Below are 26,738 nucleotides of genomic sequence, written 5' to 3' on the forward strand. Positions count from 1 at the left end.
GATATAAAATCCGCATTAACTAGTAATGTAACTTATCCGCTACGTCAGAAAATGGATTCCCTTTCCACGGGCTCAGTCTCAGCTACTTGGAGGAAAGAAGCCTCCGAATGAATCTTCGACTTATGGGACTGCGATTACTCGCCCCATCGAAAACATTAGCTGTTCCCATTGGAGTGTCATCCATTTACTGACTTCGCTAGTTCTCTGCCACTAAGATAGTTTGTAATGCATTATTGTATTTTACACTATCTAGCGGATCAAATTAAATTTACGACACTCCTGCAGGAACAGCACGAGCTGAAGATCCACTAGGAAGCGTTCTTTGCTTCCTAGTTAGCTGAAGCCGTGCCTGCGGAAAGGGAGTCAATTTCATTTGAGAAGCGGTAACTTACGTCCCTCATTACTGACTTAACGGACTAGGTTCTTAATGTGGATTATATACAAATTGTGTCATAAGCAACAATCTTTTTAAAAAAAGCTCAGTTAAGCTAACTGGGCTTTTTTAATGTTTGAGCTTTTTAGATTCTTTTAGGTTTGTTAGGTTGTACTTAAGGTTTTGATTATTATTTTTAAATGCATGTCAGTCAACATATAATATTAAATATGATAAAATGAAATGATTGGTGAAGGGAGCGGTTTTTTGAGAAATCAAAGTGCGATAGACAGAGTTGACGAGAAAGAGATTATCAAATGGGATTCGTTAAAAAAGAATCCTACACTTACTGAAATTGAGATATTACGTTTTTTAGACCATATAGAAACTCAGGAACATTCTTATTCGGAACAGGCTACTTCAATCCTTTACTGCATGTTAGTTTTTCATCGATTAAAGCGGCACACACAAGAGGACTATTTGGTAGAAACTTTATTAGACAAGGCAGCATCATACGATGAGACAGTAACAATTTATCAGTCTATACAGTCTGTTAAAGCTTACTTTTATTTTTATACCCAATTTAAAAAATTAAGTCTTGAAACATGGTCTATTCGAGAGACTGATTTCGATCCAGCCAAACTAAAAAAAGTAAAGAGTTGGCTTGAGCAATTAGAAATTTTACAAAAAGAAACAGTTCAAAAACAAAATAAGCCTGAATATCCTCAACTTGAGAATTACTATCGAGATATAAAAGAAACAATTGTTGACTTTACTGGAACTTTAGAGGATACAATTGATTTATTAGAAGCAAAACGAACAGGAGTACCAGTAAAGGAATTGAATGAATCGGTAAAAAAATTGATATATTTACAAGAAGCATTTCATCACTCTTTACCAGAATTCTTGCAATTAAGCAATGTTAAAAAGCCCTTAGATAAATTAGATGAAATGATTGGCTTAAATGATGTTAAACGATACATTAGTCAATATTATCATTATTTAAAATATCAAAAAGAGCGAAAACAAATGGGTTTTCAAATGACGGATGAGCCAGAACTGCACATGGTTATCACGGGAAACCCTGGTACCGGAAAGACAACCATAGCTCGATTACTCGCAGAAATTTATTATGAGTTAGGTTTATTAGATACAAAAGAAGTAACTGAAGTAAATCGATCACACCTCGTTGGATCATATGTAGGACAAAGTGAAGAAAATACAATGTCATATATTAAACAATCTCTAGGTGGTATTCTATTTATTGATGAGGCCTATAGTTTGAAACGCCAAGAACAAAGTGGTAGTGATTATGGACAAGCTGTAATTGATACACTTGTTTCGGCAATGACTGGCAAAGAGTATGCGAATAAATTTGCAGTAATTCTAGCTGGGTACCCAGAGGAAATGCGACAATTCTTAAGATCTAATCCTGGTTTGCGTAGTCGTTTTCCAGAGCAAAATTTTATTACACTACCGGATTTTAAAATGAACGAATTAATCCAAATTGCTGAAAATACAGCATTAAATAATGATTACTTTTTTACTGAAGAAGCACTTAATCGTTTTAGTGGTGTTATTGACCGAGCCAAGGTGGACGATACCTTCGGAAATGCCCGAACTGTTCGTGACTTGGTGTTAAAAGCTATTTTTAAAAAAGGTGCAGCAGAAACAATTGATACTAATGAAAACTGGTTAGATCATATGCGTATTGATGCTTCAGACTTAGATATTATGGATGATACAACGGATGATGAAGAACCGATGCGACAACTTGATAATCTAATTGGTTTATCTAATATTAAAGAAGAAGTAAAAAAATTATCTTCATTTGTAAAAATACAACAAGAACGAAAGAAAAAAGGGTATCCATCAGTACCAATTCAATTGCATGCTGTATTTTCAGGTAATCCGGGGACAGGAAAGACAACGGTAGCAAAGATTTACTCCCAATTATTAAAAGAGTGTGGCTTATTAAAACGAGGTCATTTCGTCCTTGCCTCACGTAGTGACCTAGTAGCTGGTTATGTTGGGCAAACAGCGATAAAAACGAAACATAAGATTAGGGAAGCACTTGGTGGAGTGCTATTTATTGATGAGGCATATGCCTTATTCCGTGGGGAAAATGATTTTGGTAAAGAGGCAATTGATACCCTAGTAGATGAAATGACAAAGCATAATGAAAATTTAGTTGTGATCTTAGCAGGATACCAGAATGAGATGGAACGTTTTATTGACAGTAATCCTGGACTTGCTTCACGCTTTAAGAAGTATTTTCATTTCCTTGATTATAATCCAACTGAGTTATTGGATATTACGTTATATCATGTTTCGCGCTACCAATACCAACTCGAGCAACAAGCAGAAAATTATTTATTAAAACAATACCAAGCCAATAATACAAAGGGAAACGGTCGCTTTGTTGTTAATCTAGTTGATGAGGCGATTCAATTTCAAGCACTACGAATAGAAGAGATACGTAATAGTAATGACTTTTTAATATTAAAACAGGAAGATTTTGAGAAGGCATGGCAAACAGTCAAGGGGGATAATTGATTATGAAGGTGAAAACTCCAATTCAAGTACGTTATCAAGAAACAGATCAGATGGGTGTTGTCTATCATGCTAACTATTTAGTGTGGTTTGAAATAGGTAGAACAGCATTTATCGAAAATCTAGGATTTAATTACCATGACATGGAAAAGAGTGGAATTGTTTCTCCAGTAGTTGATGCACATATGTATTTTAAACAGCCCATTCGCTATGGACAACCCGCATATGTAGAAACTTGGGTAGAGGAATATGATGGCTTACGCACGACTTATGGATACCAGGTAATTGATGAAGATGGGAATGTTGCAGTTTCCGGAACGACGAAACATGTAATTGTAAAAAAAGAAAATTTCAGGCCAGTATCATTACGCAAGAAATTCCCAGACTGGCACCAAGCATATCAAAAAGCATTAGGAGTAGAATAAAATGGCTTTTGGTGTGAAAAGAAAAGAGCTCAAGGAATGGAAATCTAAAGTGGAGAATGGTGAAATTACTTTCCTAACACATTATTGGATTGATGACAGATTCCCAGGATGTAATACTGTGACCAAGGTTGGTTGCAGTGATTTAGATAAATTAACAGCATGGGGAGAACAATATGGTTTATTAAGTAAGTGGATTCATCGCGATCCTAGGTTCCCACATTTTGATTTATTTGGTTCAAGACAAAAAGAAATTTTAACAAAAGAAAAACAATGGGATCAGATTGAACGTTTTCATATATAAAAAGAATCGCTAACCAACAATCTGATGGTTAGCGATTCTTTTTGTGCTTTTCAGGTACAGGATCAAATCCGCCTGAATGAAACGGTTGACACTTTAATATGCGTTTTATTGTGAGATAGCCACCTTTGACAGCTCCAAAACGTTGAATAGCTTCCATACCATAATGAGAACAAGTGGGGTAGAAGCGACAACTAGGTGGCTTAATAGGACTAATAAATTTTTGGTAGAGACGGATAATTCCTAGAAAAAGATATTTCATTATAATCCCTTCTTAGTGCTCAGTATTCTTGTTATACGTAACAGATGCAATAGCATCATGTAAGTGAATTGATTCCTCATTTCGACAAGCAACATAGAAAGCTTTTACAAAAGAGTATTCATATAGATCGGCAGCAACTAAACGAACCATATCTTCCACAAATCTTGGGTTTTCATAGGCTTGTTCTGTTACCATTTTCTCATCAGTTCGCTTTAATACCGGATGAATCCGTGCACTTGCATTACTTTCGGCAGCTTCTAGAAGGGCATACTTCCAGTCTATCTCATTCTCATCGAAATTATCTGTTATATCAATTTCCATAGATATCTTCCCACGTTGATTATGCGCACTATATTCACTTATTTCCTTCGAGCAAGGGCATAGTGTTGTGACTGATCCAGTCAATCCAACACGGATATTAAAACCAGATTCCTTCGTATAGTCTACATAGATACTTGCATCTGCATGATTCAAACCTGCTATTTCAGAAAAAGGTCCTTTTCGCTCAAAAAACCATGGAAAGTGAACTTCAATAGAAGCATCATTGCTCTTTAAACGTAAGGCGAGCTCTTGTGTATATTGCTTTAAGTCTGTTAATGTGACATTTAATTTCCCATCTTGATAATAAGCATGTAGCTGTTCAGTAAAACGACTCATATTTGTACCTTTACTATCTTTTTTGATAGTGGATGAAAAGTTAAATGTTCCAATTGTAGTTTGCGATGTTGGATTCATTGTGCTGGTAACTTGAATTGGATGCTTTACATTGGAAATTCCAACAGCATCTAAGTCAAATAGATAATCATTTTTAGAATTTTGAAGATCAGCCATTTGTTCTTTTTCAGTAGGTTTTGATTTTGGTCCTGGTATAACAGAACCAAACAATTTATGTCGCTCTAATTTATTTGGTAATACTTTTTTATCATCTTTGTTTGATTCCATGGTGAAGACCCCTTTCAGCCTTTATTAACTATTTTTGAGTATACTGGACTAAAAACTATTATTCAATTTTTTTGCCCTGATCATAGTTGAATTCCTATTCATCATTAGTATAAAAATAGATCTACATTTCGTTGAGAAATATAGATCATATTATTACATCCATTTAATTTTAGGTTCTGTTTTATTTATTATTCGTTTGATATTTGCTCGGTGACGGTAAAAAATGAATATGGTTAGTATGCTCGTCAATATTAGTAATCCTTGATCTTGTAGAAAAATGGATGCAACAACTGCCACCAATCCTGTAGTCATCGAAGACAAAGATACATATTTACTTACATAAAGCATGACAATAAATGATAACAAAATAATACCAAATAATAATGGACTAAGCCCTAATAATAACCCTCCGGAAGTTGCGACCGCTTTTCCACCTCTAAATTTCGCGAAAATTGGATACATATGTCCAACGACTGCAAATGTTCCAATAATTAAAGGATTGACTTCTGAAATGTTCAACAGAGCTGGTAACAGGGTTGCGAGTGTTCCTTTTAATATATCTGCAAGTGTTACAATGATCCCGGCCTTTTTACCTAAAACACGGAACGTATTTGTTCCACCCAGGTTACCACTTCCATGATCTCTTATATCAGTGTTGTAACCGACTTTTCCTACTATCAGACCAGATGGTATAGAGCCAATTATATAAGCTAATAGAATTAAAAATGCATAAGTCATAATAAATACTCCTTTTCTATCTAAATACAGTATCGTTATTTTAACATGAATTCATGCATCAATGTACAACTATTTTCGACAGTATATCTTTTGTGATGAAGAATTACTAGGTTTATAATTATGATTTATTGGGTATTAACTGTATAACATTAGGGAGGTAGAGGTATGATTGAATTTGATCATGTTAGTAAGACATATAAAGATGGTACAAAGGCTGTTAAGGACTTTTCCCTTCAAATTAATGAAGGGGAATTATTTACGTTAATAGGACCAAGTGGCTGTGGAAAGACAACAACAATGAAGATGATTAATCGTCTAGTGAAACCAACAGATGGCACAATAAAAATAGCGGATAAAAAGATTTCCGACTATGATATGCATCAATTACGTTGGAATATTGGGTATGTATTGCAACAGATTGCATTATTTCCACACATGACCATAGAAGAAAATATTTCAATCGTACCTGAAATGAAGAAGTGGAAAAAAGACGAGATAAAAGAGAGGATTAAAGTATTACTAGATATGGTAGGGTTAGATCCTAAACAGTTCATGAATAGAATGCCACATGAACTATCCGGTGGCCAACAGCAACGAATTGGTGTAGTTCGTGCACTAGCTGCAGACCCAGATATCATTTTAATGGATGAGCCTTTTAGTGCGTTGGATCCAATTAGTCGTGAGCAGCTACAAAAAGATATACAAGCATTACAGAAGAAAATTCAAAAAACCATTGTTTTTGTAACACATGATATGGATGAAGCCTTAGCTATTTCGGATCGAATTTGTTTAATGAAGGAAGGGGAAATTATTCAGGTAGGTACTCCAAAACAACTAATTTTACATCCGGAAAATGAATTTGCTCGCACATTTATAGGAGATAAGCGTTCGCCTTGGCAAGAATCTGTTGAAACCTTATTAGTACATAATGAATCAAGAACGAATGATAGAGAAGGTGTTGAGAAGGAAGCTATAACAATTGCTCACGACCAAGCAGTTGTTGAAGCGGTTAAACTATTTGAGGATAACAATACGGAATTACTTCGAGTTGTGAAAGGTGAACAAACAATAGGCGAAATAAGTTATCGGGATATACTTCGTTTTCTCAGGAAACACATTAAACTAGAGAACGGAGTGATGAAATAATGGAAACTTTTTTAAATGTTTGGCAAGACAGACAAGGTATGGTTTTTGAGAAAATATTGGAACATTTACAACTTTCTGTTATATCGTTATTGATAGCAATTGTGATAGCAGTTCCTTTAGGATTGATATTGACTCGCTACCAAAAAATTGCAGAATCAATTATAGGTGTTACAGCAGTGCTACAAACAATTCCTAGTTTAGCGATTCTAGCCTTTCTTATCCCTTTCTTAGGTATAGGGACAGCACCTGCTATTGTTGCATTGATCATTTATGGACTACTTCCAATTTTGCGTAATACCTACACAGGAGTAAAAGAAGTAGATCCAGCATTAATTGAAGCAGCGACAGGAATGGGTATGAATTCATATAAACGATTAGTTAAGATTGAATTACCAATCGCAGTTCCTGTTATTATGGCGGGTGTTCGAACGTCGATGGTATTAATTGTAGGGACAACAACAATAGCTGCCTTAATTGGTGCAGGAGGCTTAGGGGAGTTAATCCTACTAGGTATCGACCGAGGTGGAGATATTAACCTAATTATATTAGGTGCGATTCCTGCAGCACTTTTAGCAATTATACTAGATTTCATATTGCGTTTATTTGAAAAAACATCAAAGAAAGCAGCATTTACATCTATTATTGTCATGTTAGTGGCAGCGATTGGTATTGTAACTATTCCATGGCTTATCAGTCAAGAGAGACAACCTGATCTGGTTATTGGAGGTAAGTTAAACGCAGAACCAACTATCTTAATAAATATGTACGAATTGTTAATTGAAGATCAAACTGATTTAGAAGTCGAGCTAGAACCAGGCTTAGGGAAAACTACATTTGTTTTTAGTGCATTGAAAAATAGAAGTATTGATATTTACCCAGAATTTACTGGTACTGCTATTGTTACACACCTAGGAGAACAAGCAGTTAGTAATGATGCAGCTGAAGTTTATCAACAAGCAAAGGAAGGAATGCTAGAGGAGTATAACATGGCCTTGCTTGAACCAATGGCATTTAACAATACGTACACTTTATCGACAACCCAATCCTTTGCAGAAGAAAATAATTTAACTACGATTGGTGATTTACAGGCAATAGCATCTGATATGACTGCAGGTTTTACGCTTGAATTTAATGATCGTGAAGATGGATACGTTGGTATTCAAGATCTTTATGGCATCGAATTTGGTGAAGTGAAAACAATGGAACCCGGGATTAGACAAGAGGCAATAAAAAGTGGCGATGTAGATATAATTGATGCCTACTCAACTTCAGCATATATGGTAGAATTGGATTTAACAGCATTAGAAGATACAGAAAATTTATTCCCACCATATCAGGGAGCGCCATTAATGCGCAAAGAAACATTAGAAAAGTACCCTGAATTGGGACAAATATTAACGCAACTTTCAGGGAAGATAACGGATGAAGAAATGAGAGAAATGAATTATAAAGTAGATTATGAAGATCAATCTCCTGAAACAGTTGCCAGAGAATATTTAGTTGAACAAAATCTGTTAGAGGAATAGGAGTGTGACAAATGGATTATCAACAGCCCAAAAGAGAGACAATTAAAGAAATATTAGACACTGCAAAAACAATTGCGGTGGTAGGTTTATCGGACAAACCAGATAGAACATCCTATCAAGTATCAAAAGTAATGCAAGCACAAGGTTATCGCATAATACCGGTTAATCCAACAATTGACGAAGCACTCGGTGAAAAAGCTTATTCAACATTAGAAGATGTCCCTGATTCGATTGATATTATTAATGTTTTTCGCCGATCTGTTTTCTTAAAGGATGTTGCAGAACAAGCTGTTAAAACTGACGCTAAAGTTTTTTGGGCACAACAAGGTATATTTGATCAAGATGTCTATGAAGAGTTAACAAATAAAGGATTTTCGGTTATTATGGATATGTGCATTAAAGTTGCTCATGCTGTAACTAAGAATTAAAAGTATTAAAAAAATCTCTGTTTCGACAGAGATTTTTTGTCGCTTTTACATATGAATAAACATAGATTATAATTTACTAAAATCCATAGTTGATTTAATGTTATACTAGAAAGTAGGGTTTACAAGAACAAACGCTTGTTCTAATATATAAAAAGAGACTAATTTTGCTTATTTAGTATCCAATAAGATTGGTTACAGACAGGGTTCGAGAAAGGGGCTTAATTATTGTGAGTAAACAAACTACCTCTTATTCAGATGATTCTATTCAAGTGCTGGAAGGGCTGGAAGCTGTTCGAAAGCGACCAGGAATGTACATTGGTAGCACTGATTCAAGAGGGTTACACCATCTCGTTTTTGAAATAGTAGATAACGCTGTAGATGAGGCGCTAGCGGGTTTTGGTGAAAAGATAATAGTTACAATACATAAAGATAATAGTATTTCTGTAATAGATGAAGGTAGAGGGATGCCGACTGGTATGCACCGAACTGGGAGACCGACACCTGAAGTTATTCTTACTGTTTTACACGCGGGTGGTAAATTCGGTCAAAGTGGATATAAAACAGCCGGCGGACTTCATGGTGTAGGTGCATCAGTAGTAAATGCGCTATCAGAACAATTATCCGTTACTATTCATAGGGATGGTTTCATCTATAAGCAAACGTTCCATAATGGTGGAATACCAAGTTCATCACTGGAAAAACAAGGAAAAACAAAGAAGACTGGTACAATCATTCACTTTAAACCGGATCCTACCATATTCTCTACAACTACTTATCAGCATGAATTATTAGCAGAGCGCTTACGAGAATCCGCCTTTTTGTTAAAAGGATTGGAAATTATCTTAAAAGATGAGCGTGAAGAAATAGAAGAGTCTTATTGTTATCCGGATGGATTGAAATCATTTGTAAGTTATTTGAATGAAGAGAAAGATGTGTTACACCCCGTTGTTTCGTTTGAGGGTGAAAATCATGAGATTGAAGTAGACTTTGCATTTCAATTTAATGATGGATATGCAGAAAATGTCTTATCCTTTGTTAATAACGTTCGAACAAAAGACGGTGGAACACATGAGTCAGGTGCTCGTACAGCAATCACACGAGTATTTAATGAATATGCAAGAAAAACTAATATGTTAAAAGAAAAAGATAAAAACTTGGAAGGTAACGATATTCGTGAGGGGTTCACAGCAATAGTTTCTGTTCGTATTCCGGAAGCTAAATTGCAATTTGAAGGCCAAACGAAAGGGAAGTTAGGGACATCTGAAGCCAGATCTGCAGTAGATGCAATTGTTTCAGAAAATCTTGCTTACTTTTTAGAGGAAAATCCTGACAATGCTGGAATGTTACTTAAAAAAGCTGTGCGAGCAAAAGAAGCTCGTGAAGCAGCACGTAAGGCGCGAGAAGAAGCAAGAACAGGTAAGAAAAAGAAGCGAAAAGATGCTTTGCTTAGTGGGAAATTAACACCAGCACAGTCTCGGAATGCCGAAAAGAATGAGTTATACCTTGTTGAGGGTGACTCAGCAGGTGGTTCAGCAAAACAAGGAAGAGATCGTAAGTTCCAAGCTGTCTTGCCACTTCGAGGAAAAGTTATTAACACTGAGAAGGCAAAGTTAGCTGATGTTTTAAAAAATGAAGAAATCTCGACCATCATTCACACAATAGGTGCTGGAGTTGGTGGCGATTTTAATATAGACGATGTCCAATACAATAAAATTGTTATTATGACTGACGCTGATACAGATGGTGCACATATTCAAGTATTATTACTTACTTTCTTTTATCGTTATATGCGACCATTAATTGAATCAGGAAAGGTGTATATTGCTCTGCCACCACTTTATAAGATTTCAAAGGGCAAAGGAAAAAAAGAATCCATTCGTTATGCTTGGAATGACGAAGAAATGAAAAAAGCAACAAAAGAGTTAAAAACGGGTTATCTTTTACAAAGGTATAAAGGTTTGGGTGAGATGAACGCAGACCAACTATGGGAAACAACGATGAATCCAGAGACAAGAACGTTAATTCGCGTTACTATAGATGATTTAGCTCGAGCGGAACGCCGTGTGACAACACTAATGGGAGATAAAGTTTCTCCTAGACGAAAATGGATTGAATCCAATGTTGCCTTTGGTTTAGAAGAAGATGCCAATATAATGGACAATGAAAATATTCATTCGTAAGAGGGGGAAGACTTTTTGGCTTCAGCAGAGAAATTTCTTGATTTACCATTAGAAGATGTTATCGGCGATCGTTTTGGCCGGTACAGTAAATATATTATTCAAGACCGTGCATTGCCAGATGCAAGAGATGGATTAAAACCAGTTCAACGTAGAATTTTATTTGCGATGCATGAAGAAAAAAATACATTTGATAAAGCATTCCGTAAGTCAGCAAAAACGGTTGGTACGGTAATTGGTAACTATCATCCACATGGTGATAGTTCCGTTTATGAAGCTATGGTTCGGCTAAGTCAAACTTGGAAAGTACGTAATGTTTTAGTAGAAATGCATGGAAACAACGGTAGTGTAGATGGTGATCCACCTGCAGCAATGCGTTATACGGAAGCGCGACTTTCTAGTATTAGCTCTGAATTACTACGTGACATTGACAAAGAAACAGTAGATTATATTCCAAACTTTGATGACACGATTGATGAACCGGTTGTTTTACCAGCGCGTTTTCCTAACCTGTTAGTTAACGGTTCGACAGGGATATCTGCAGGTTATGCAACAGATATGCCACCACATAATTTGGATGAAGTTATTGATGCAGTTATTAAGAAGATTGATAAACCTGCAGTTAGTATTGAGGAACTGATGCAAATAATGAAAGGCCCTGACTTTCCAACTGGTGGAATTATACAGGGGAAAGAAGGCTTAAAACAAGCATATGAAACAGGAAAAGGGAAAATCGTCGTTCGTGGTAAAGCAAAAGTAGAACCTTTACGCGGAAACAAAGAAATGATTGTTATTGATGAAATACCTTATGAAGTAAATAAAGCGGTATTAGTGAAAAGAATGGACGAATTACGCATTGACCGCAAAGTTGAAGGAATTGCAGAAGTTCGTGATGAAACAGATCGGACAGGCATGCGTATTGTAATCGAGTTAAAGAAAGATGCAGATAGTTCCGGTGTCCTGCATTATTTATATAAAAATACTGATCTACAAATTACGTATCACTTTAATATGGTGGCGATTAAGGACAAGACACCTACACTGTTAAATCTGACTGGATTATTAGATGCCTATATTTCTCATCAAAAAGAGGTTGTAACAAGACAATCTCAATTTGATTTAAGAAAAGCACAAGAACGTTCGCATATCGTAGAAGGTTTAATTAAAGCGATATCTATTTTGGATGAGTTAATTGCTACAATTCGTGCATCAAAAGATAAACAAGATGCAAAAAGGCAGATTCAAGCTGCTTTTGGGTTTACAGATCCACAAGCAGAAGCAATCGTGAATTTACAATTGTATCGTTTAACGAATACAGATATCACTTCTTTGCAACAAGAAGCGGAAGAACTACAAAAGAAGATTGATTATTTACAAGAAGTTTTAGGGAATGAACAAAAACTTTTTTCAGTAATTAAAAATGATCTAAAACAAATCAAAAAGAAGTATACAACACCACGTATGACAAAAATTGAAAACCAAATAGAGGAGTTAAAGATTAACCTTGAAGTAATGGTAGCAAGTGAAGATGTTCTTGTGTCTGTTACAAGAGATGGTTATCTAAAACGTACAAGTCTTCGGTCATATGCAGCTTCCAATGGGGAAGATTTTGCAATGAAAGAAGAGGATCATTTAGTTGGTTTACTAGAGGTCAATACAACGGATACGGTATTACTCTTCACAAATAGGGGGCGTTATATCTTTGCGCCAGTTCACACACTCCCGGACATTAGATGGAAAGATCTTGGACAACACGCCTCTAACCTTGTCTCACTTGATAAAGGGGAAACAATAACTCGTGTGTTCCCTATACGTTCATTTGATGAAGAGCGTTATTTAGTCTTCTTCACAAAGAATGGTATGATCAAACGTAGTGAACTTAAATTATATGAAGCACAGCGTTATTCAAAAGCTTTAGTTGCGGTGAATCTAAAAGGTGACGATGAAGTTGTTAATGTTGTAATGACAACTGGTGATTCTGAAGTGTTTATAGCAACGAACAGGGGCTATGGACTTTGGTATCATGAGTCAGAAGTTACACCTGTTGGACAACGAGCAGCAGGTGTAAAAGCGATTCAATTAAAACCTGAAGAATATGTTGTTAATGGTATTGTGTTTAACCAATTAGATCTTGCGGTAAATCTGTTGATTCTCACACAGCGTGGAGCAGCTAAACGAATGACACTACAAGATTTTGAAATATCATCACGAGCAAAACGTGGACAGATTATGTTGCGCGAATTAAAGAAAAAACCACATCGTATTGTTGGTTTTGTTAAAGCAGAACCCGAAGATACTGTTTCATTTATGACTGACACTGGTTCACAGCACCAATTAAACCCTATGGAACTTAGTAAAAGCGATCGCTATAGTAATGGTTCCTTTGTGATTGATACAGACATAGATGGAGAAGTAGTGGATGTATGGAAACAAGCAAATTATCGTAAAGTATTTGAAGATAATGATGCAAGTGAATCATAATAATCTTTATGTAAACAAAGTAGCACAATTAAAATTGTGCTGCTTTGTTTTCTTTTTTGAACAGTCTCTATTTAAGCAATTTGTTATTAATTCAAGATAAATCATGGTATGCTTTTGTTAGTATGAAGATAAAGGGGTTTTGTTTTTATGGATAAACGATTATTCCGAGATGCGATGGGGAAATTTGCAACTGGTATTACAGTTGTGACCGCAGATCATCAAAATGATATAAAAGGAATCACGGTTAATGCATTTATGTCACTTTCGCTAGATCCTACATTAGTTGCAATATCAATTGATCAGAAGGCAGCTATGTATACAATCTTACAAGAGGTAGATACATTTGGTATTAGTGTATTAGCAGAAGATCAAAAAGAACAATCAATGGTTTTTGCAAATCAAAAATCAGCTGACAGTGCAATTAAATTTGATCAATTAGCTGAGACACCCGTATTAAATGGTGCATTAGTGCAATTAGCTTGTGAGAAAGAATCTTTTGTTCAAGCAGGAGATCATATGATTTTTATTGCTAAAGTAAATGACATTAAATTAACAGAAGGGCAACCTTTAGTTTATTTTAATGGTGCTTATCAACATCTAGATAAGTAACCATGTATAAGCATATTTACACCTTCGTATACTAACGATTACGGAGGTGTTAGCTATGAAAAAGAATCTTCAATCACAACAGGAGATAAATGATATAACTGTATTAAATGAAGAAGAAGAAGGTATGAATGAAACAATTCAATTGCTAAACGATACGTATATGCAAGGCACTATTGATCAAATAGAGAGCTAAGACCAATACAATAGGATTAATCAAAGACCAAATCAGTAAATTGATTTGGTCTTTTGTGTTTATAGGGACTGGAAAATAAATTAATTAATGCTGTTTTATGAACGATTGTTGTTTATGACACAATTTATATAAACTACGTCGTAAAAAGAATTTTCGGATCCGCTCCTCAAGCGAAATCGGCTCCCTTTCCGCAGGCACGGCTTCAGCTAACTCGAAGGCAAAAAGCGCCTTCGAGTGGATCTTCAGCTCGTGCTGTTCCTGCAGGAGTGTCACCGATTTCGCTTGATACGCTAGTGTTGTTCACAAATTAAGAAGAATTTAAAATGCTTTATTTAATTAAAATGCAAGATAGTGGTAATAGAGAGTGCAAGGTATATGAAAAAAGATGCGCTATCTAGCGAAGGAATCAAAGGCTTTTCACTCCTACGGGAACAGCGCGAGCCGAAAATCCATTTTTAGAAGTGCACTTCCTTCTAAAAATTAGTTGAGGCCGTGCCCGTGGAAAGGGAAAGCCTTTGATTCCGTAGTGGGTTAGTAATTTGTTACTAATTATTGCGGAGTTTATCTCGAGTCTGAATATTAAGAGTAACAATGTTTATTAAAAGACCTTAATTAAAAATATAAAAGATTAAAGTGATTGTTGGATATTTATGTTAAAATAAGGGCGTTAAGTTACTGTAGTTCAAAATTAGTGGAGGTGGCACATGAAGAAAGTTCTTTTTAATGCATCTGTGTTACTATTATCTCTAAGCCTTTTAATGTTGTATATGCATTTAGCATACAGTAGCGATACTGCTGTTCCATTAGGTATTCAAGTTGATGAACTAGATGACGGTATACTTGAAGTAGAAAAATATAATTGGAATGGAACGCTTACTGATCAAATTACATTATTGAAAGAAGATATGGGAGAAACTGTTATTACTCAATTTTTGCTGTTATCAATTGAAATGAAACAGACATTTGCTTCGATTTTACTTCTTATTTTGGGATTATTTTTATTTGTCTTCATTAGCTTTGTATCAAAGAAGCTTCATATTTCAAATAACCCATTGAACATTCCAAGTAAAATACATTCAGGGCTCATTATTTTGTTACTTGTTGTATATATTGCTGTTCTAACCAAAGTCCTATTACAATATTATGATTTAATTAAAGAGACCGAGAATCTTATGAATTTATTGTAAAGAAAAATAAAAATAGAGATACAAATTCCGATAGGATGTACCTCTATTATTTTTTTCGCAATAAGTTAACTTTTGTATATTTTTGATGGAACTGAAAGCATAATATCTGTTGGTAACTGATCAAAACCTCGCGCAATTGTTTTTGCTTCATGACTATCCGATCCAGTAACAAACGGTATGGAAAGCTGATTGGCTTTTTTGATTACCGATTGATTCGGATAGATGCTCTTGCAATGTGTTTTGTAAAGTCCAGCTGTGTTTAAATCAAGCATATATCCTTTTTCTTTTATTAATTTTAAGATTTCGTCGATTTCGCTATCAAAGGTCTTATTTGTTGGATACAAGTTTGCAAATTTTTCAATCAATGTCAAATGGCCAATACGTGTAGGTTTGTGTTTTCCTAAGTCATGCTTTATTGCTGATTTAACTGTCTGGTAATACGTTTCATAAACAAATTCAATTGATCCAAATAACGAAATGATCCGTTCGAATTCTTCTGTACTATAATCAATGCATACATACGTATTATCTGGTGCTTTTAACATATGAACAGAAAGTATTGCATCATCTATTTGATCACCGTATTGATTTAAGAATTCCTCCGTGTCCTGATGATACCCTTCAATAAAATCAACCTCGAATCCTATTAATATGCTAATTTGATCACGATATTTTTCTTTTAATCGATTACCTTCTTTAATATAATCTTCAACATCCTCCCATTTCATTGCACTATCTGAGGCAGGGGTTGGATCAATAAAATTCCTTGGTAATGGTGCATGTTCTGTGAAAGATAGATACTGTAAGTTATTTTCTATGGCTTCTTTAACATACGATTCCATCTTATCTAATGAGCCATGTGGACAAAAATTAGTATGTACATGAAAGTCTCCAGTAGGTTGCATCTTCATCCCTCCCTTTCTTAATTCTATCTTAAATAGTATAGTTAGAAAAGAAAAGTTTTTTATTGACGATCATAGGATTACCATGATATTGTGTAACTAATCAAACACTTTACTGAAGTAAAGCGGTAACGTAATAAAGAATAAAGGTGTGTGTTGACATGTTTTTACCTGCAGGAAGTCAAGATGAAATTGGCAATAAGTTAGATAATCGTGCGAAAGCTTATGAGATATTTCGAGAAGTTGTAAGATCCCGTAACTATAAGGCGATTTCAACTCCAGTTGTGGAATATGCTAATACATTTATAAATGAACATGTTGGAATGAAATTGCATGCAATGTTGAAATGGTTCAATCGTGAAGGAGAAATTGAAGTGCTTCGAGCTGACTGGACGACTGCAATAGCTCGTGCATTAGTTAATCAACATCCAGGACAATTAAAATGGTCGTATCAAGGATCTGTCTTTCGTAATGATAAAGATGGGACAGAAAGCAGACAGGCTGGAATTGAAATTATTCGAACAGAACCATTTTTAGGAGAAAGTGAAAGTTTATTTACTGCAGTAACGTACTTAAATGAATTAGGAATAGAAGATTATCTAATAGAACTAGGGCATACTGGTATCTTTGAAGAATTAACAGCGCCATTAAATTTAGAAAGAACGGAAGAAGAACAACTAAGACAAGCAATGCATGATAAACGACGGGATGTAGTTGAAGAAATTGCAACAGCTAAAGGACATCCTATTGTAGCTAAACGTCTAACACAGGTCATTGATGCCTATGGTACGCTAGATGAAATTGAAAAATATCAAACACTTTGGGCAGATAATCCTCGATTAAAAGCGATCTTAGATCATTTAGGACAATTAGTTAATGTATTACAAGGATTGGGTATACAAGAAGTATTAGTTGATTTAGGTCGTGTTAAAAATTTACCATACTATTGCGGGACTATGTTCAGAGGTTATTTAAAACAAAATGGTGCAACCTGCTTTTCAGGTGGACGTTATGATAAGCTCTATGAACAATTTAATGAAAAGATATCTGCTGTGGGATTAGCGTTTGATGTGGATGTGTTGGCAAATCAGTTGGATACAGTTGATAAAAAAGAGACCGTTTGTATCATAGCATCAGTAGAAACACATGTTTTTGCTGAAAGATTACGAACTTCTTATCCAGACAGTATTGTTGATATTCAATACACACTACCAGAACAACACGACTATGACAAAATTGTAAAGATAGTAATTGACAATAATAATGAATTTAGGGTGATTGAAGAATGAAACCATGCATTGCATTAACTAAAGGCAGGTTAGAAAAGCAGTTTCTTGAATTTTTTAAGTCTCTAAATTATGACATTGAACCACTTGTAAATAAGGGAAGAAAATTACGGGTTGAAACAGATGAATTTCAATTTATTTTTGCTAAAGGACCAGATGTGACAACGTATGTTGAGCATGGTATTGCTGATTTAGGTATCGTAGGTGGCGATATTTTAGCTGAATTTCAACCAGATGTATATGATTTATTACCATTACCATTTGGGCAATGTCGTATGGCGGTTGCTACTGAAAAAGGAAAAGTGTGGCCAGAGCAAAAGAAAAAAATTGCAAGTAAATATACTGGCATTACAAAAGAACATTTTCGTAATAAGGGAGAATCTATTGATATTATAAAGCTAGAGGGTTCTGTTGAATTAGCACCAATTTTAGGGCTGGCTGATGGTATTGTTGATATAGTTGAGACAGGCACAACGTTGAAAGAGAACGGCTTAGTTATTCAAGAGGAATTCTTTTCATTTAGTGCACGTTGTATTGCCAATCGATCTTCCTTAAAAATAAAGCGGGCTGAGCTAGCACCGATTATTCAATCCTTTCAAAAGAAGGAGGAGCTAATATGATTCCTATTTATCAATCAAAGAATTTTCAAGAGAATTTTTTAAATATAAAAAAAGAAAACCAAGTTGATGAGAAAGTATATCAGGTTGCGAAAGAAGTAATTGCAGATATCCGGGTAAATGGGGATGTTGCACTTGAGAAATATGTTGCAAAGTTCGATCGATCAGTACCTAAAAATTGGGAAGTGACGACTGAGGAGAGAGAAAGTGCTTGGAATCAAGTGGATCCAAACACAATTGATGCATTAAAAAGAGCCGGGGCTAACATTAAAGCATTTCATAAAAAACAACTGCAATCGTCTAAATTCATGCAAGTAGATAGCGATATTGTTTCCGGCCAATTATTTCGTGCTATTGAGCGAGTTGGAATATACGTGCCAGGTGGAACTGCATGTTATCCATCATCAGTATTAATGAATGCAATTCCCGCAGTTTTAGCAGGAGTAGATGAAGTGATTATGGTAACACCTGCTCGTGATGGAGAAGAAATAGCGCCAATTTTATCTGTTGCTGCTGATATTGCAGGTGTAGATAGAATATTTAAAATCGGAGGCATTCAAGCAATTGCTGCATTAACATATGGAACAGAATCAGTCCCAACAGTAGATAAAATTGTTGGACCAGGAAACGCTTATGTAGCAGCAGCTAAATCACTTGTTTTTGGTGACGTTGGAATCGATATGATCGCTGGTCCTTCTGAAGTTGCCATTATTGCAGATGATACAGCAAACCCAGTTTATGTTGCTGCTGATTTAATTGCACAGTCAGAGCATGATAAGAATGCTCGATCGTTTTTATTCTCTACTTCTAAGTCACTTATTGAAGCTACAAATAAAGAAGTTGAAAAACAATGTGCTGTATTACCTAGACAAGAAATAGCAGGAGCTTCGTTACAAGAAAAGAGCGCACTAGTTTACGTTTCAGATATAGAAGAAGCTTTTCGGTTAGCTAACAAGCTAGCACCAGAGCATTTAGAAATTCAATTAGATAACCCGCTGGACTATTTAGGTAAAATTAAAAATGCTGGTTCCGTATTTTTAGGTCATTATACGCCCGAATCATTAGGGGATTATTATGCCGGACCAAATCATGTTTTACCTACATCAGGAACAGCTAGATTTTCATCAGGTTTGTCTGTTGATGATTTCATTAAAAAAACAACCTTCTTATATTATTCAGAGAATGCATTACAACAGGCATCAGATGATGTCATGACTATTGCAAAAGAAGAGTTCTTAGATGGTCATGCCAGAGCTGTTGAAAAAAGATTGAAGAAAAATTAAAAAGTGAGGTGCTTTTGATGCGCACAGCTAGTAAACAAAGAAAAACAAATGAAACAGCAATCGATGTTGCTTGTAATTTAGATAATAATAAGGTAGTAGAGGTCACTACAGGCGTTGGTTTTTTTGATCACATGTTGGAGTTATTTGCCAGACATGGTCGGATTGGATTAACTGTAAAAGCTAAAGGTGATCTACATATCGATAGTCATCACACTGTAGAAGATGTGGGGATTGTCTTAGGCCAAGTAATTAAGGAAGCATTAGGGGATAAAAAGCAAATTAACCGCTATGGTACAGCTTACGTACCAATGGATGAAACGCTTGGTTTTGTATCACTTGATATAAGTGGTAGACCATTCTTAGTGTTAGATGCAACTTTTGAAAATCAAAAGCTCGGCAATTTTGATACAGAGTTAGTTAGAGAATTTCTACAAGCCTTTGCTTTTCAAGCTGGTATAACACTACATGCGCGAGTCTTGTACGGTATTAATACACATCATAAAGTAGAAGCTATTTTTAAAGCATTGGGTAGAGCTTTAGCAGAAGCAATTAAAATTAATCCTGAAATTGAAGGTGTAAATTCCACAAAGGGGCTAATCGAATGATAGCAATCGTTGATTATGGAATGGGGAATATTGCGAGTGTCAAAACGGCACTTAACAATTTAGGGTATGACGTTATCATTACCGATGACTCGAAAAAACTTGAAGCTGCATCACATATTATTCTACCTGGTGTTGGTTCATTCCAAGCTGCTGTAGAAGAAATAGAAAAAAGAGGATTAAAAGAAGTACTACAATCCTTAGCGAAAGATAAACCGTTCTTAGGAATCTGTTTAGGAATGCAATTACTGTTTACAGAAGGTTATGAGAACGGAACAACAAAAGGACTGGATTTAATCCCGGGAACAGTAGAAAAAATAGAGACGCCTTATCTATTACCGCATATTGGATGGAACGCTTTGGATATCACACCCGACGAACCGAATTTTGTTGATTTTCAAGATCAGCATGTTTATTTTGTCCATACATTTGCGGCAAACACAGATGATAAATATATTGTCGCAACGGCAGAATATGGACCAAACGTAACGGCAATTGTTAGAAGTGGACTTATATACGGGATTCAATTTCATCCAGAAAAAAGTGGCGAAGTTGGTTTAGCAATCTTAAAGGCATTTTTACAGGAGGTAGCATAATGAAGATCTTACCAGCAATTGATTTGATAGATGGAAAATGTGTACGGTTATATCAAGGTGATTTTAATAAAACAACACAAGTTGGAAGTGATCCAGTCACACAACTAAAGACGTTTCTTGCAAATGGTGCAGAGATTGTTCACATTGTTGACTTAGATGGTGCACGTGATGGTTCAGCACGACAATATCAGTTAATTAGTAAATTATGCGAAATATCAACAGTACCAATTCAAATCGGTGGCGGAATTAGAAACATGGAAACAGTGGAAAAGTTAATTGAAGCTGGTGCAGATCGTTTAGTACTTGGTACGGCAGCAATTGAGGATCAGGATTTTCTTAAAGCGGCTTTAGCTAAATATGCAGAACACATTGTTGTTGGAATTGATGCAAAGGATGAAAAAGTTGCGATTCATGGATGGGAAACAGTATCCGAATTAGATTACGTTACTTTTGCGAAACAAATGGAGCAATTAGGAGTCCAAACGATTGTATTTACTGATATCTCAAAAGATGGAACCATGATGGGTCCTAATCTTGATGCTTTAGAGAAGTTACTAGCCAATGTTTCTTGTAAAATAGTTGCGTCAGGTGGGATTAGTAGCGATAAAGATATCGAAGCATTAGCTGCAATTGGCATTGAGGAGGCAATTGTAGGTAAGGCGATCTATCAGGGCACGGTAACGTTGAAAGGAGAACCGTCTGTATGATCGTGAAACGCATTATTCCATGTTTAGATGTCAAAGAGGGAAGAGTTGTAAAAGGAACGAATTTTGTTTCATTACGTGAATTAGGCGATCCTGTTGCAATGGCAGCTAGTTATTCAAAAGCTGGTGCAGATGAGATTATTTTCCTTGATATATCTGCTACTAATGAAGGACGCAATACAATGGTTGATATTGTTCGAGAAACAGCTAGAAATGTATTTGTACCATTTACTGTTGGGGGTGGCGTCCGAACAATTGAAGATGTCACGCGTTTATTGCAGGCTGGAGCGGATAAAGTAGGTATGAATTCTGCAGCAGTTAACGATCCAAACCTAATCACGAGTTCTTCTAATCGATTTGGAGCACAATGTATTGTCGTAGCAATTGATGCCAAACGTTTTGATGATGGTTGGCATGTAATGACACATGGTGGTAGTAAGGATAGTGGATTAGACGCTGTTGAATGGGCAAAAGAGGTTGAAAAACGAGGTGCAGGTGAGATATTGCTAACGAGTGTTGATACGGATGGCGTTAAAAATGGATTTGATCTGAACTTAACAAAAGCAATTGTTGATGTTGTTCGGATACCAGTTATTGCATCTGGCGGTGTTGGCCATCCTGATCATTTTCCGGAAGTATTTCAAAAAACAGATGTATCTGCTGGTTTAGCAGCCTCAATTTTTCATGAAAATACTTTCTCAATTAAAGAAGTGAAAGATAGCTGCAAATCACAAGGAGTGAATATACGTGAAGCCTGATTTTTCTAAGGGATTAGTACCTGCAATTGTAACAGACAACCAAACAAAAGATGTGTTAATGCTAGCTTATATGAATGAGGAATCGTATCAAAAAACAATAGAAACAAAAGAGACATGGTTCTACTCTCGATCTAGAGAGGAACTTTGGCATAAAGGCGCTACATCGGGAAATACACAATCAGTTGTTTCAATTGATCTTGATTGTGATCAAGACACGCTTTTAATTCGTGTTGAGCCAAAAGGACCCGCCTGCCATACGGGTAAAACGAGTTGCTTTTTCACCCCTATATTAGAAGCGAATTCAACTCAAACAGAAGAGATAGATGCATCAATTATTGATAAAGTAATGGCTGAAGTGGAAGAACGGAAAGAAATGCGCGTAGCTAATTCTTATACCAATTATTTATTTGACAAAGGCATTGATAAAATAGCAAAAAAAGTGATTGAAGAAGCTGGAGAAGTAGTGATAGCTGCAAAAAATCAAGATAAACAAGAGATTATCTTGGAAGTAAGTGATTTACTCTACCATACATTTGTTTTAATGAGTGATCAATCTGTCTCATTAGATGATGTTAAACAGGAATTAGAGAATCGTTTTCTTAAAAAAGGGAATAGTAAAGGTGATCGTCCAGAAATTGAGAAGTGGTAAAACACTTTTCAGTTTCTTTTTTTATAGTAGTATAAGTTTTACCCTGATGTACCAATAATTAAGGCTTTTTCGTAAACACTGTTGTTTGTAAATATTCGAACTTGAGGTAAACTCCGTCGCAACTAGTAACTTAAGTTACTAGTACTGACCCGCTTCTCAAATGAAATTAGCTCCCTTTCCGCAGGCACGGCTTCAGCTAACTCGGAGGCAAATAACGCCTCCGAGTGGATCTTCACCTCGTGCTGTTCCTGCAGGAGTGTCGCTAATTTCATTTGATCCGCTAGATAGTCTGAAAATTTGATATCGCATTACAGACCATTTTAGCAGCTAAAAAGCTTATTGATTGTCAGATATAAATCAGGATTAGCTCTTCTAACTAGCATAGGAATCAAAGGCTTTTCACTCCTACGGGAACAGCGCGAGCCGAAGATCCACTTGGTAAAGTGGTCTTCTTTACCAAGTTAGCTGAGGCCGTGCCCGTGGAAAGGGAAAGCCTTTGATTCCGGTAGCGGGATAACGAGTAATTACGACGGAGTTTATAGAAATTGTGTCATAAACTACGATCTTTTAGAAAAAGTGTTTAAAAAGGACCGGGCGTGTTTGCCCAGTTTTTCTATCGGGAATCATTTAGGTAATGAAATTATTACTCGAGTATAATAAATAAAATTAAACTCAAAATATATATAAATTATACATGCTAAACCTTTTACATCTACTGTAGGCATGTGTTATGATCTTATAACATGTTATTCCGATAAAAATAATGGGGGTTTATAAAATGAAAAAGATATTTATAGGAACATTTATAATTGGTTTCGCACTATTGATAGTTGGATGTGGTTCAACAAATCTTTACGATGAAGTTATGGAAGAGGGTGTTCTAACTGTAGGAACAGAAGGAACATATGCGCCATTTACTTTTCATAATAATGCTGGTGAATTAACAGGTTACGATGTTGAGGTTATTAGAGAAGTAGCAGATCGTATGGGTGTCGAAGTAGACTTTATGGAAACACAATGGGATTCAATGTTTGCTGGATTGAATTCAGAACGTTTTGACTTAATAGCAAACCAAGTTGGAATTAATGAAGATCGTTTGGAAAACTATGATTTTTCGAATCCATATACGTACTCATCGGCTGTTGTTGTTGCCCCAGCTGAAAATGAGGATATTAATTCTTTTGAAGATTTAGAAGGTAAAAGTTCTGCTCAATCGTTGACTAGTAACTTTGGTGACATTGCACGAGAGAATGGCGCTGAGATCGTTAGTGTAGAAGGACTCGCCCAATCTATTGAATTAATAAAGCAGAATCGTGCGGACGTAACAGTTAATGACAAACTTGCTGTTCTTGATTATTTGAATCAGCAAGGTGATGAAGATGTTCAGATAGTGGCAGAAGAAGACAATGTTTCTGAAACAGCTTTTGCATTTAATAAAGGCAATGAAGAATTAGTAGATGCTGTAAACGAGCAATTGAAAGCGATGAGAGAAGACGGGACATTAGCGGAAATTTCTGAAAGTTGGTTTGGTGAAGATGTTTCCACTAAATAATATGGTACTATTTTCGATAACGGGAGATTTACAAGGTTGGGAGTTATTTGTTAACTCCCTTCTTCCTATGTTTTTAGGAGCAATTAAATATACCATACCTCTTACGCTGATCTCGTTTACGTTAGGACTAGTTTTAGCTTTATTAACAGCAATCATGCGACTGTCTAAATCACCTATCCTACGTGTACCAGCAGTTATCTATGTTTCGGCAATAAGAGGTACGCCACTACTTGTGCAATTATTTATTATTTTCTACGGATTACCAAGTCTAAATATCACAATTGATCCCTTTCCGAGTGCGATAATAGCATTCAGTCTCAATGTTGGGGCTTATGCATCAGAAATTATTCGAGCATCTATTCTGTCGATTTCAAAGGGGCAATGGGAAGCTGGATATACGATAGGGATGACACAAAATACTGTGCTGAAGCGGATTATTATACCGCAAGCAGCAAGAGTTTCTGTACCACCTTTATCCAATACATTTATTAGTTTGGTTAAAGACACCTCCCTTGCTTCTTTAATCCTTGTTACCGAACTATTTCGTAGAGCACAAGAAATTGCAGCAGTTACCTATGATTTTATGTTGATCTACATTGAAGCAGCTGTCCTTTACTGGATTATCTGTTTCTTACTATCGTTGGTTCAACAGGCATTAGAAAAACATCTTGAAAGATACACAGCCACATAGAAAGGGGGAATGGGATTGTTATTATCAATAAAAGGTTTAGCTAAATCATTCGGTGATCTGGAAGTTTTAAAGAATATTGATGTAGAAATTGAAAAAGGAAAGGTTCTATCTATAATGGGTCCTTCTGGATCAGGAAAAACAACGATGTTGCGCTGTTTAAATGGATTAGAACAGCCGGACAAGGGTATATTCACTTTTGACGATGGCCTTACACTTAATTTTGAAAATAAAATTAACAAACAGGAAGCTTTGAAACTTAGACGGAAAGCAGGAATGGTTTTTCAATCTTATAATCTCTTTCCGCATAAGACTGCTTTGGAAAATGTCACAGAGGGACCGATTATCGTTCAGAAGCGAAATAAAAATGAAGTGAATCAAATGGCAGAAGGGCTTTTAGAGAAAGTTGGTCTTAAAGATAAAATGCACTTATATCCACATCAGCTTTCTGGTGGGCAACAGCAGCGAGTAGGAATAGCTAGAGCACTTGCAATTGAGCCAGATTTAATGTTATTTGATGAACCAACTTCTGCTTTGGATCCAGAACTAATTGGTGAAGTGTTAACAGTGATAAGAGATCTAGCAAAAGAAAATTGGACAATGGCTATTGTCACACATGAAGTTCAATTTGCGTCCCAAGTATCTGATGAGGTTATTTTTATGGATGATGGTTATATTGTAGAACAAGGTCCTCCTGAAGAGATCCTGAAAGCACCTAAGGAAAAAAGAACACAGCAATTTTTAGATCGAATATTGAACCCTTCATAAAGTAGAAGGAAGGGAATATCCAGAAATGGGAAGTGATGATAAACTTTCTATATCTGGACTTTTTAATTGAGCAATGAGTTTTGGTTTTCTAATCCAAATCTTGTATACTGAAGGAAAATTAACACTAAAGGAAGTACAAAAATGAGACTAAGTGTATTAAATCAAGTACCAATCGGCCAAGACTCTACACCTGAAGAAGCACTTAATCAAGCAGTAGAATTAGTAAAAATAACAGAAGATTTAGGTTATACAAGATATTGGGTGGCTGAACACCATAATACAAATGGTTTAGCAAGCTCTTCACCAGAAATATTGATGACTCGTTTAGCAGGCGCAACAAGTTCTATACAAATTGGATCTGGAGGTGTTTTGTTACCGCAATACGCTCCCCTTAAAGTAGCAGAAAATTTTCGCATGTTGGAAGCTATGTATCCTGAAAGAATTGACTTAGGGCTAGGACGTTCACCTGGTGGATCAAATGAAACACGCTTAGCATTAACCGACCATATTAAGAAAAGCATGAGCTCATTTCCACGACAATTAGAAGAGTTATATGGTTGTTTATATATTAGCCGAGAACACTCGTGACTTCAGTCATGAGATGAATCGGCTTCGGGCAAGGGATGGCATTTGCTATCTCAATTGTCCGAATGTTTGAGTGCTACATGTAAGTAACTACATAAGAGTTTTTTTACACACCTCCTCCTTAAAGTATGGAACAAATGTTTGTGAACTTTTCTCGAAAATGGTATAATTGAGCTATTGAGGGGGTGAAACTATGATTGTAAACAAAGCCTATAAATTTCGCATCTATCCCAATAAAAAACAGACTGAACTTATCAATAAAACCATTGGTTGTTCCAGGTTCGTTTTTAACTTCTTTTTCGGGAAACAAAAAGAAAAAGATGCTTATTGGTATATTGCCCGAGAAATGGTTCAAAATGGTCACCTACCAGCGAACAACTGGAAAGGGAAGTGTTTAAATAAATACAACA

General features: G+C 35.8%; 27 protein-coding genes and 1 pseudogene. 24 read left to right on the forward strand and 4 right to left on the reverse strand.

Going from position 1 to position 26,738, the window contains the following annotated elements; all coding sequences use genetic code 11:
• The first annotated feature begins 640 nt into the window (after positions 1–640).
• Genes D2K40_RS11305 through D2K40_RS11315 form a run of 3 tightly spaced genes read left to right on the forward strand, consistent with a single transcriptional unit; the run spans position 641 to position 3,652 of the window.
• The gene (locus D2K40_RS11305) at positions 641–2,929 is read left to right on the forward strand and encodes an AAA family ATPase (RefSeq protein WP_229666743.1); all 2,289 of its coding nucleotides are present in this window, start codon (positions 641–643) and stop codon (positions 2,927–2,929) included.
• Positions 2,929–3,351, forward strand: a complete 423-nt coding sequence (locus tag D2K40_RS11310) for an acyl-CoA thioesterase (protein ID WP_117156065.1) — start codon at positions 2,929–2,931, stop codon at positions 3,349–3,351. Before D2K40_RS11305 ends, D2K40_RS11310 begins: the two co-directional genes overlap by 1 nt.
• 1 nt (position 3,352) lies before the next feature.
• Positions 3,353–3,652 carry a hypothetical protein gene (locus tag D2K40_RS11315; protein WP_117156014.1) on the forward strand — a complete coding sequence of 100 codons (300 nt, stop codon included), beginning with the start codon at positions 3,353–3,355 and terminating at the stop codon, positions 3,650–3,652.
• Between the two features lie 28 nt (positions 3,653–3,680).
• Here D2K40_RS11315 and yidD read toward each other — a convergent pair whose 3' ends face one another.
• The 3 genes from yidD to plsY form a co-directional block, all read right to left on the reverse strand.
• Positions 3,681–3,911, reverse strand: coding sequence for a membrane protein insertion efficiency factor YidD (yidD, locus tag D2K40_RS11320; protein ID WP_117156016.1), 231 nt, complete (start codon positions 3,909–3,911; stop codon positions 3,681–3,683).
• Between the two features lie 12 nt (positions 3,912–3,923).
• Positions 3,924–4,853: a GTP cyclohydrolase FolE2 gene (folE2, locus tag D2K40_RS11325; protein WP_117156018.1), complete on the reverse strand. Its 930-nt coding sequence runs from the start codon at positions 4,851–4,853 to the stop codon at positions 3,924–3,926.
• 153 nt (positions 4,854–5,006) lie between these two features.
• Positions 5,007–5,591 carry a glycerol-3-phosphate 1-O-acyltransferase PlsY gene (plsY, locus tag D2K40_RS11330; protein ID WP_117156020.1) on the reverse strand — a complete coding sequence of 195 codons (585 nt, stop codon included), beginning with the start codon at positions 5,589–5,591 and terminating at the stop codon, positions 5,007–5,009.
• A 165-nt stretch (positions 5,592–5,756) separates the two neighbouring features.
• Here plsY and D2K40_RS11335 point away from each other — a divergent pair, with 165 nt between their 5' ends.
• The 8 genes from D2K40_RS11335 to D2K40_RS11365 all read left to right on the forward strand — a co-directional run bounded on the left by D2K40_RS11335 (position 5,757) and on the right by D2K40_RS11365 (position 15,338).
• The gene (locus D2K40_RS11335; RefSeq protein WP_117156022.1) at positions 5,757–6,737 is read left to right on the forward strand and encodes an ABC transporter ATP-binding protein; all 981 of its coding nucleotides are present in this window, start codon (positions 5,757–5,759) and stop codon (positions 6,735–6,737) included.
• Complete coding sequence (locus tag D2K40_RS11340; RefSeq protein ID WP_117156024.1) at positions 6,737–8,263, forward strand: ABC transporter permease/substrate-binding protein; 1,527 nt, start codon at positions 6,737–6,739, stop codon at positions 8,261–8,263. The genes D2K40_RS11335 and D2K40_RS11340 overlap by 1 nt, the downstream gene beginning before the upstream one ends.
• 11 nt (positions 8,264–8,274) lie before the next feature.
• Positions 8,275–8,691: a CoA-binding protein gene (locus tag D2K40_RS11345; protein WP_117156026.1), complete on the forward strand. Its 417-nt coding sequence runs from the start codon at positions 8,275–8,277 to the stop codon at positions 8,689–8,691.
• Positions 8,692–8,918: 227 nt separating this feature from the next.
• On the forward strand, positions 8,919–10,871 hold the full coding sequence (parE, locus tag D2K40_RS11350) for a DNA topoisomerase IV subunit B (RefSeq protein WP_117156028.1): 1,953 nt from the start codon (positions 8,919–8,921) through the stop codon (positions 10,869–10,871).
• A gap of 15 nt (positions 10,872–10,886) precedes the next feature.
• A complete protein-coding gene (gene parC / locus D2K40_RS11355; protein WP_117156030.1) occupies positions 10,887–13,349 on the forward strand; it encodes a DNA topoisomerase IV subunit A in 2,463 nt (820 codons plus the stop codon).
• Between the two features lie 147 nt (positions 13,350–13,496).
• The gene (locus D2K40_RS11360) at positions 13,497–13,958 is read left to right on the forward strand and encodes a flavin reductase family protein (protein ID WP_117156032.1); all 462 of its coding nucleotides are present in this window, start codon (positions 13,497–13,499) and stop codon (positions 13,956–13,958) included.
• 55 nt (positions 13,959–14,013) lie between these two features.
• The gene (locus D2K40_RS16420; protein ID WP_162879198.1) at positions 14,014–14,151 is read left to right on the forward strand and encodes a hypothetical protein; all 138 of its coding nucleotides are present in this window, start codon (positions 14,014–14,016) and stop codon (positions 14,149–14,151) included.
• Between the two features lie 704 nt (positions 14,152–14,855).
• Positions 14,856–15,338 carry a hypothetical protein gene (locus tag D2K40_RS11365; protein WP_117156034.1) on the forward strand — a complete coding sequence of 161 codons (483 nt, stop codon included), beginning with the start codon at positions 14,856–14,858 and terminating at the stop codon, positions 15,336–15,338.
• A 65-nt stretch (positions 15,339–15,403) separates the two neighbouring features.
• Here the strand turns inward: D2K40_RS11365 and hisJ are convergent, their stop codons facing one another.
• Positions 15,404–16,243 (reverse strand): histidinol-phosphatase HisJ, encoded by an 840-nt coding sequence (gene hisJ / locus D2K40_RS11370; protein ID WP_117156036.1) that lies wholly within the window; start codon positions 16,241–16,243, stop codon positions 15,404–15,406.
• A 158-nt stretch (positions 16,244–16,401) separates the two neighbouring features.
• Between hisJ and D2K40_RS11375 the strand changes: the two genes are divergently transcribed.
• From D2K40_RS11375 to D2K40_RS11435, 13 genes and pseudogenes are all read left to right on the forward strand, one after another.
• Positions 16,402–17,529, forward strand: a complete 1,128-nt coding sequence (locus D2K40_RS11375; protein ID WP_117156038.1) for an ATP phosphoribosyltransferase regulatory subunit — start codon at positions 16,402–16,404, stop codon at positions 17,527–17,529.
• Positions 17,526–18,146: an ATP phosphoribosyltransferase gene (gene hisG, locus D2K40_RS11380; RefSeq protein WP_117156040.1), complete on the forward strand. Its 621-nt coding sequence runs from the start codon at positions 17,526–17,528 to the stop codon at positions 18,144–18,146. Before D2K40_RS11375 ends, hisG begins: the two co-directional genes overlap by 4 nt.
• Positions 18,143–19,426, forward strand: coding sequence for a histidinol dehydrogenase (gene hisD / locus D2K40_RS11385; RefSeq protein WP_117156042.1), 1,284 nt, complete (start codon positions 18,143–18,145; stop codon positions 19,424–19,426). Before hisG ends, hisD begins: the two co-directional genes overlap by 4 nt.
• A gap of 17 nt (positions 19,427–19,443) precedes the next feature.
• Positions 19,444–20,031 carry an imidazoleglycerol-phosphate dehydratase HisB gene (hisB, locus tag D2K40_RS11390; RefSeq protein ID WP_117156045.1) on the forward strand — a complete coding sequence of 196 codons (588 nt, stop codon included), beginning with the start codon at positions 19,444–19,446 and terminating at the stop codon, positions 20,029–20,031.
• Positions 20,028–20,624 (forward strand): imidazole glycerol phosphate synthase subunit HisH, encoded by a 597-nt coding sequence (gene hisH / locus D2K40_RS11395; protein ID WP_117156047.1) that lies wholly within the window; start codon positions 20,028–20,030, stop codon positions 20,622–20,624. Before hisB ends, hisH begins: the two co-directional genes overlap by 4 nt.
• The gene (gene hisA, locus D2K40_RS11400) at positions 20,624–21,331 is read left to right on the forward strand and encodes a 1-(5-phosphoribosyl)-5-[(5-phosphoribosylamino)methylideneamino]imidazole-4-carboxamide isomerase (protein ID WP_117156049.1); all 708 of its coding nucleotides are present in this window, start codon (positions 20,624–20,626) and stop codon (positions 21,329–21,331) included. The genes hisH and hisA overlap by 1 nt, the downstream gene beginning before the upstream one ends.
• Entirely contained in the window at positions 21,328–22,086 is a 759-nt protein-coding gene (gene hisF / locus D2K40_RS11405; protein WP_117156051.1) for an imidazole glycerol phosphate synthase subunit HisF, read from the forward strand. The genes hisA and hisF overlap by 4 nt, the downstream gene beginning before the upstream one ends.
• A 58-nt stretch (positions 22,087–22,144) precedes the next feature.
• Positions 22,145–22,735 (forward strand): bifunctional phosphoribosyl-AMP cyclohydrolase/phosphoribosyl-ATP diphosphatase HisIE, encoded by a 591-nt coding sequence (gene hisIE, locus D2K40_RS11410; RefSeq protein WP_373285577.1) that lies wholly within the window; start codon positions 22,145–22,147, stop codon positions 22,733–22,735.
• Between the two features lie 778 nt (positions 22,736–23,513).
• Complete coding sequence (locus D2K40_RS11415; protein ID WP_117156055.1) at positions 23,514–24,287, forward strand: amino acid ABC transporter substrate-binding protein; 774 nt, start codon at positions 23,514–23,516, stop codon at positions 24,285–24,287.
• Positions 24,271–24,978, forward strand: a complete 708-nt coding sequence (locus D2K40_RS11420) for an amino acid ABC transporter permease (RefSeq protein ID WP_188618821.1) — start codon at positions 24,271–24,273, stop codon at positions 24,976–24,978. Before D2K40_RS11415 ends, D2K40_RS11420 begins: the two co-directional genes overlap by 17 nt.
• Positions 24,979–24,987: 9 nt before the next feature.
• Positions 24,988–25,743: an amino acid ABC transporter ATP-binding protein gene (locus D2K40_RS11425; protein WP_117156057.1), complete on the forward strand. Its 756-nt coding sequence runs from the start codon at positions 24,988–24,990 to the stop codon at positions 25,741–25,743.
• A gap of 141 nt (positions 25,744–25,884) precedes the next feature.
• Positions 25,885–26,307, forward strand: a pseudogene (locus D2K40_RS11430) (MsnO8 family LLM class oxidoreductase); the annotation flags it as partial.
• Between the two features lie 214 nt (positions 26,308–26,521).
• Positions 26,522–26,738: helix-turn-helix domain-containing protein (locus tag D2K40_RS11435; protein WP_162879199.1), on the forward strand; the 217-nt coding region annotated here is incomplete at its 3' end.

Source organism: Paraliobacillus quinghaiensis (assembly GCF_003426025.1).
Taxonomy (GTDB): Bacteria; Bacillota; Bacilli; order Bacillales; family Amphibacillaceae; genus Paraliobacillus_A; species Paraliobacillus_A quinghaiensis.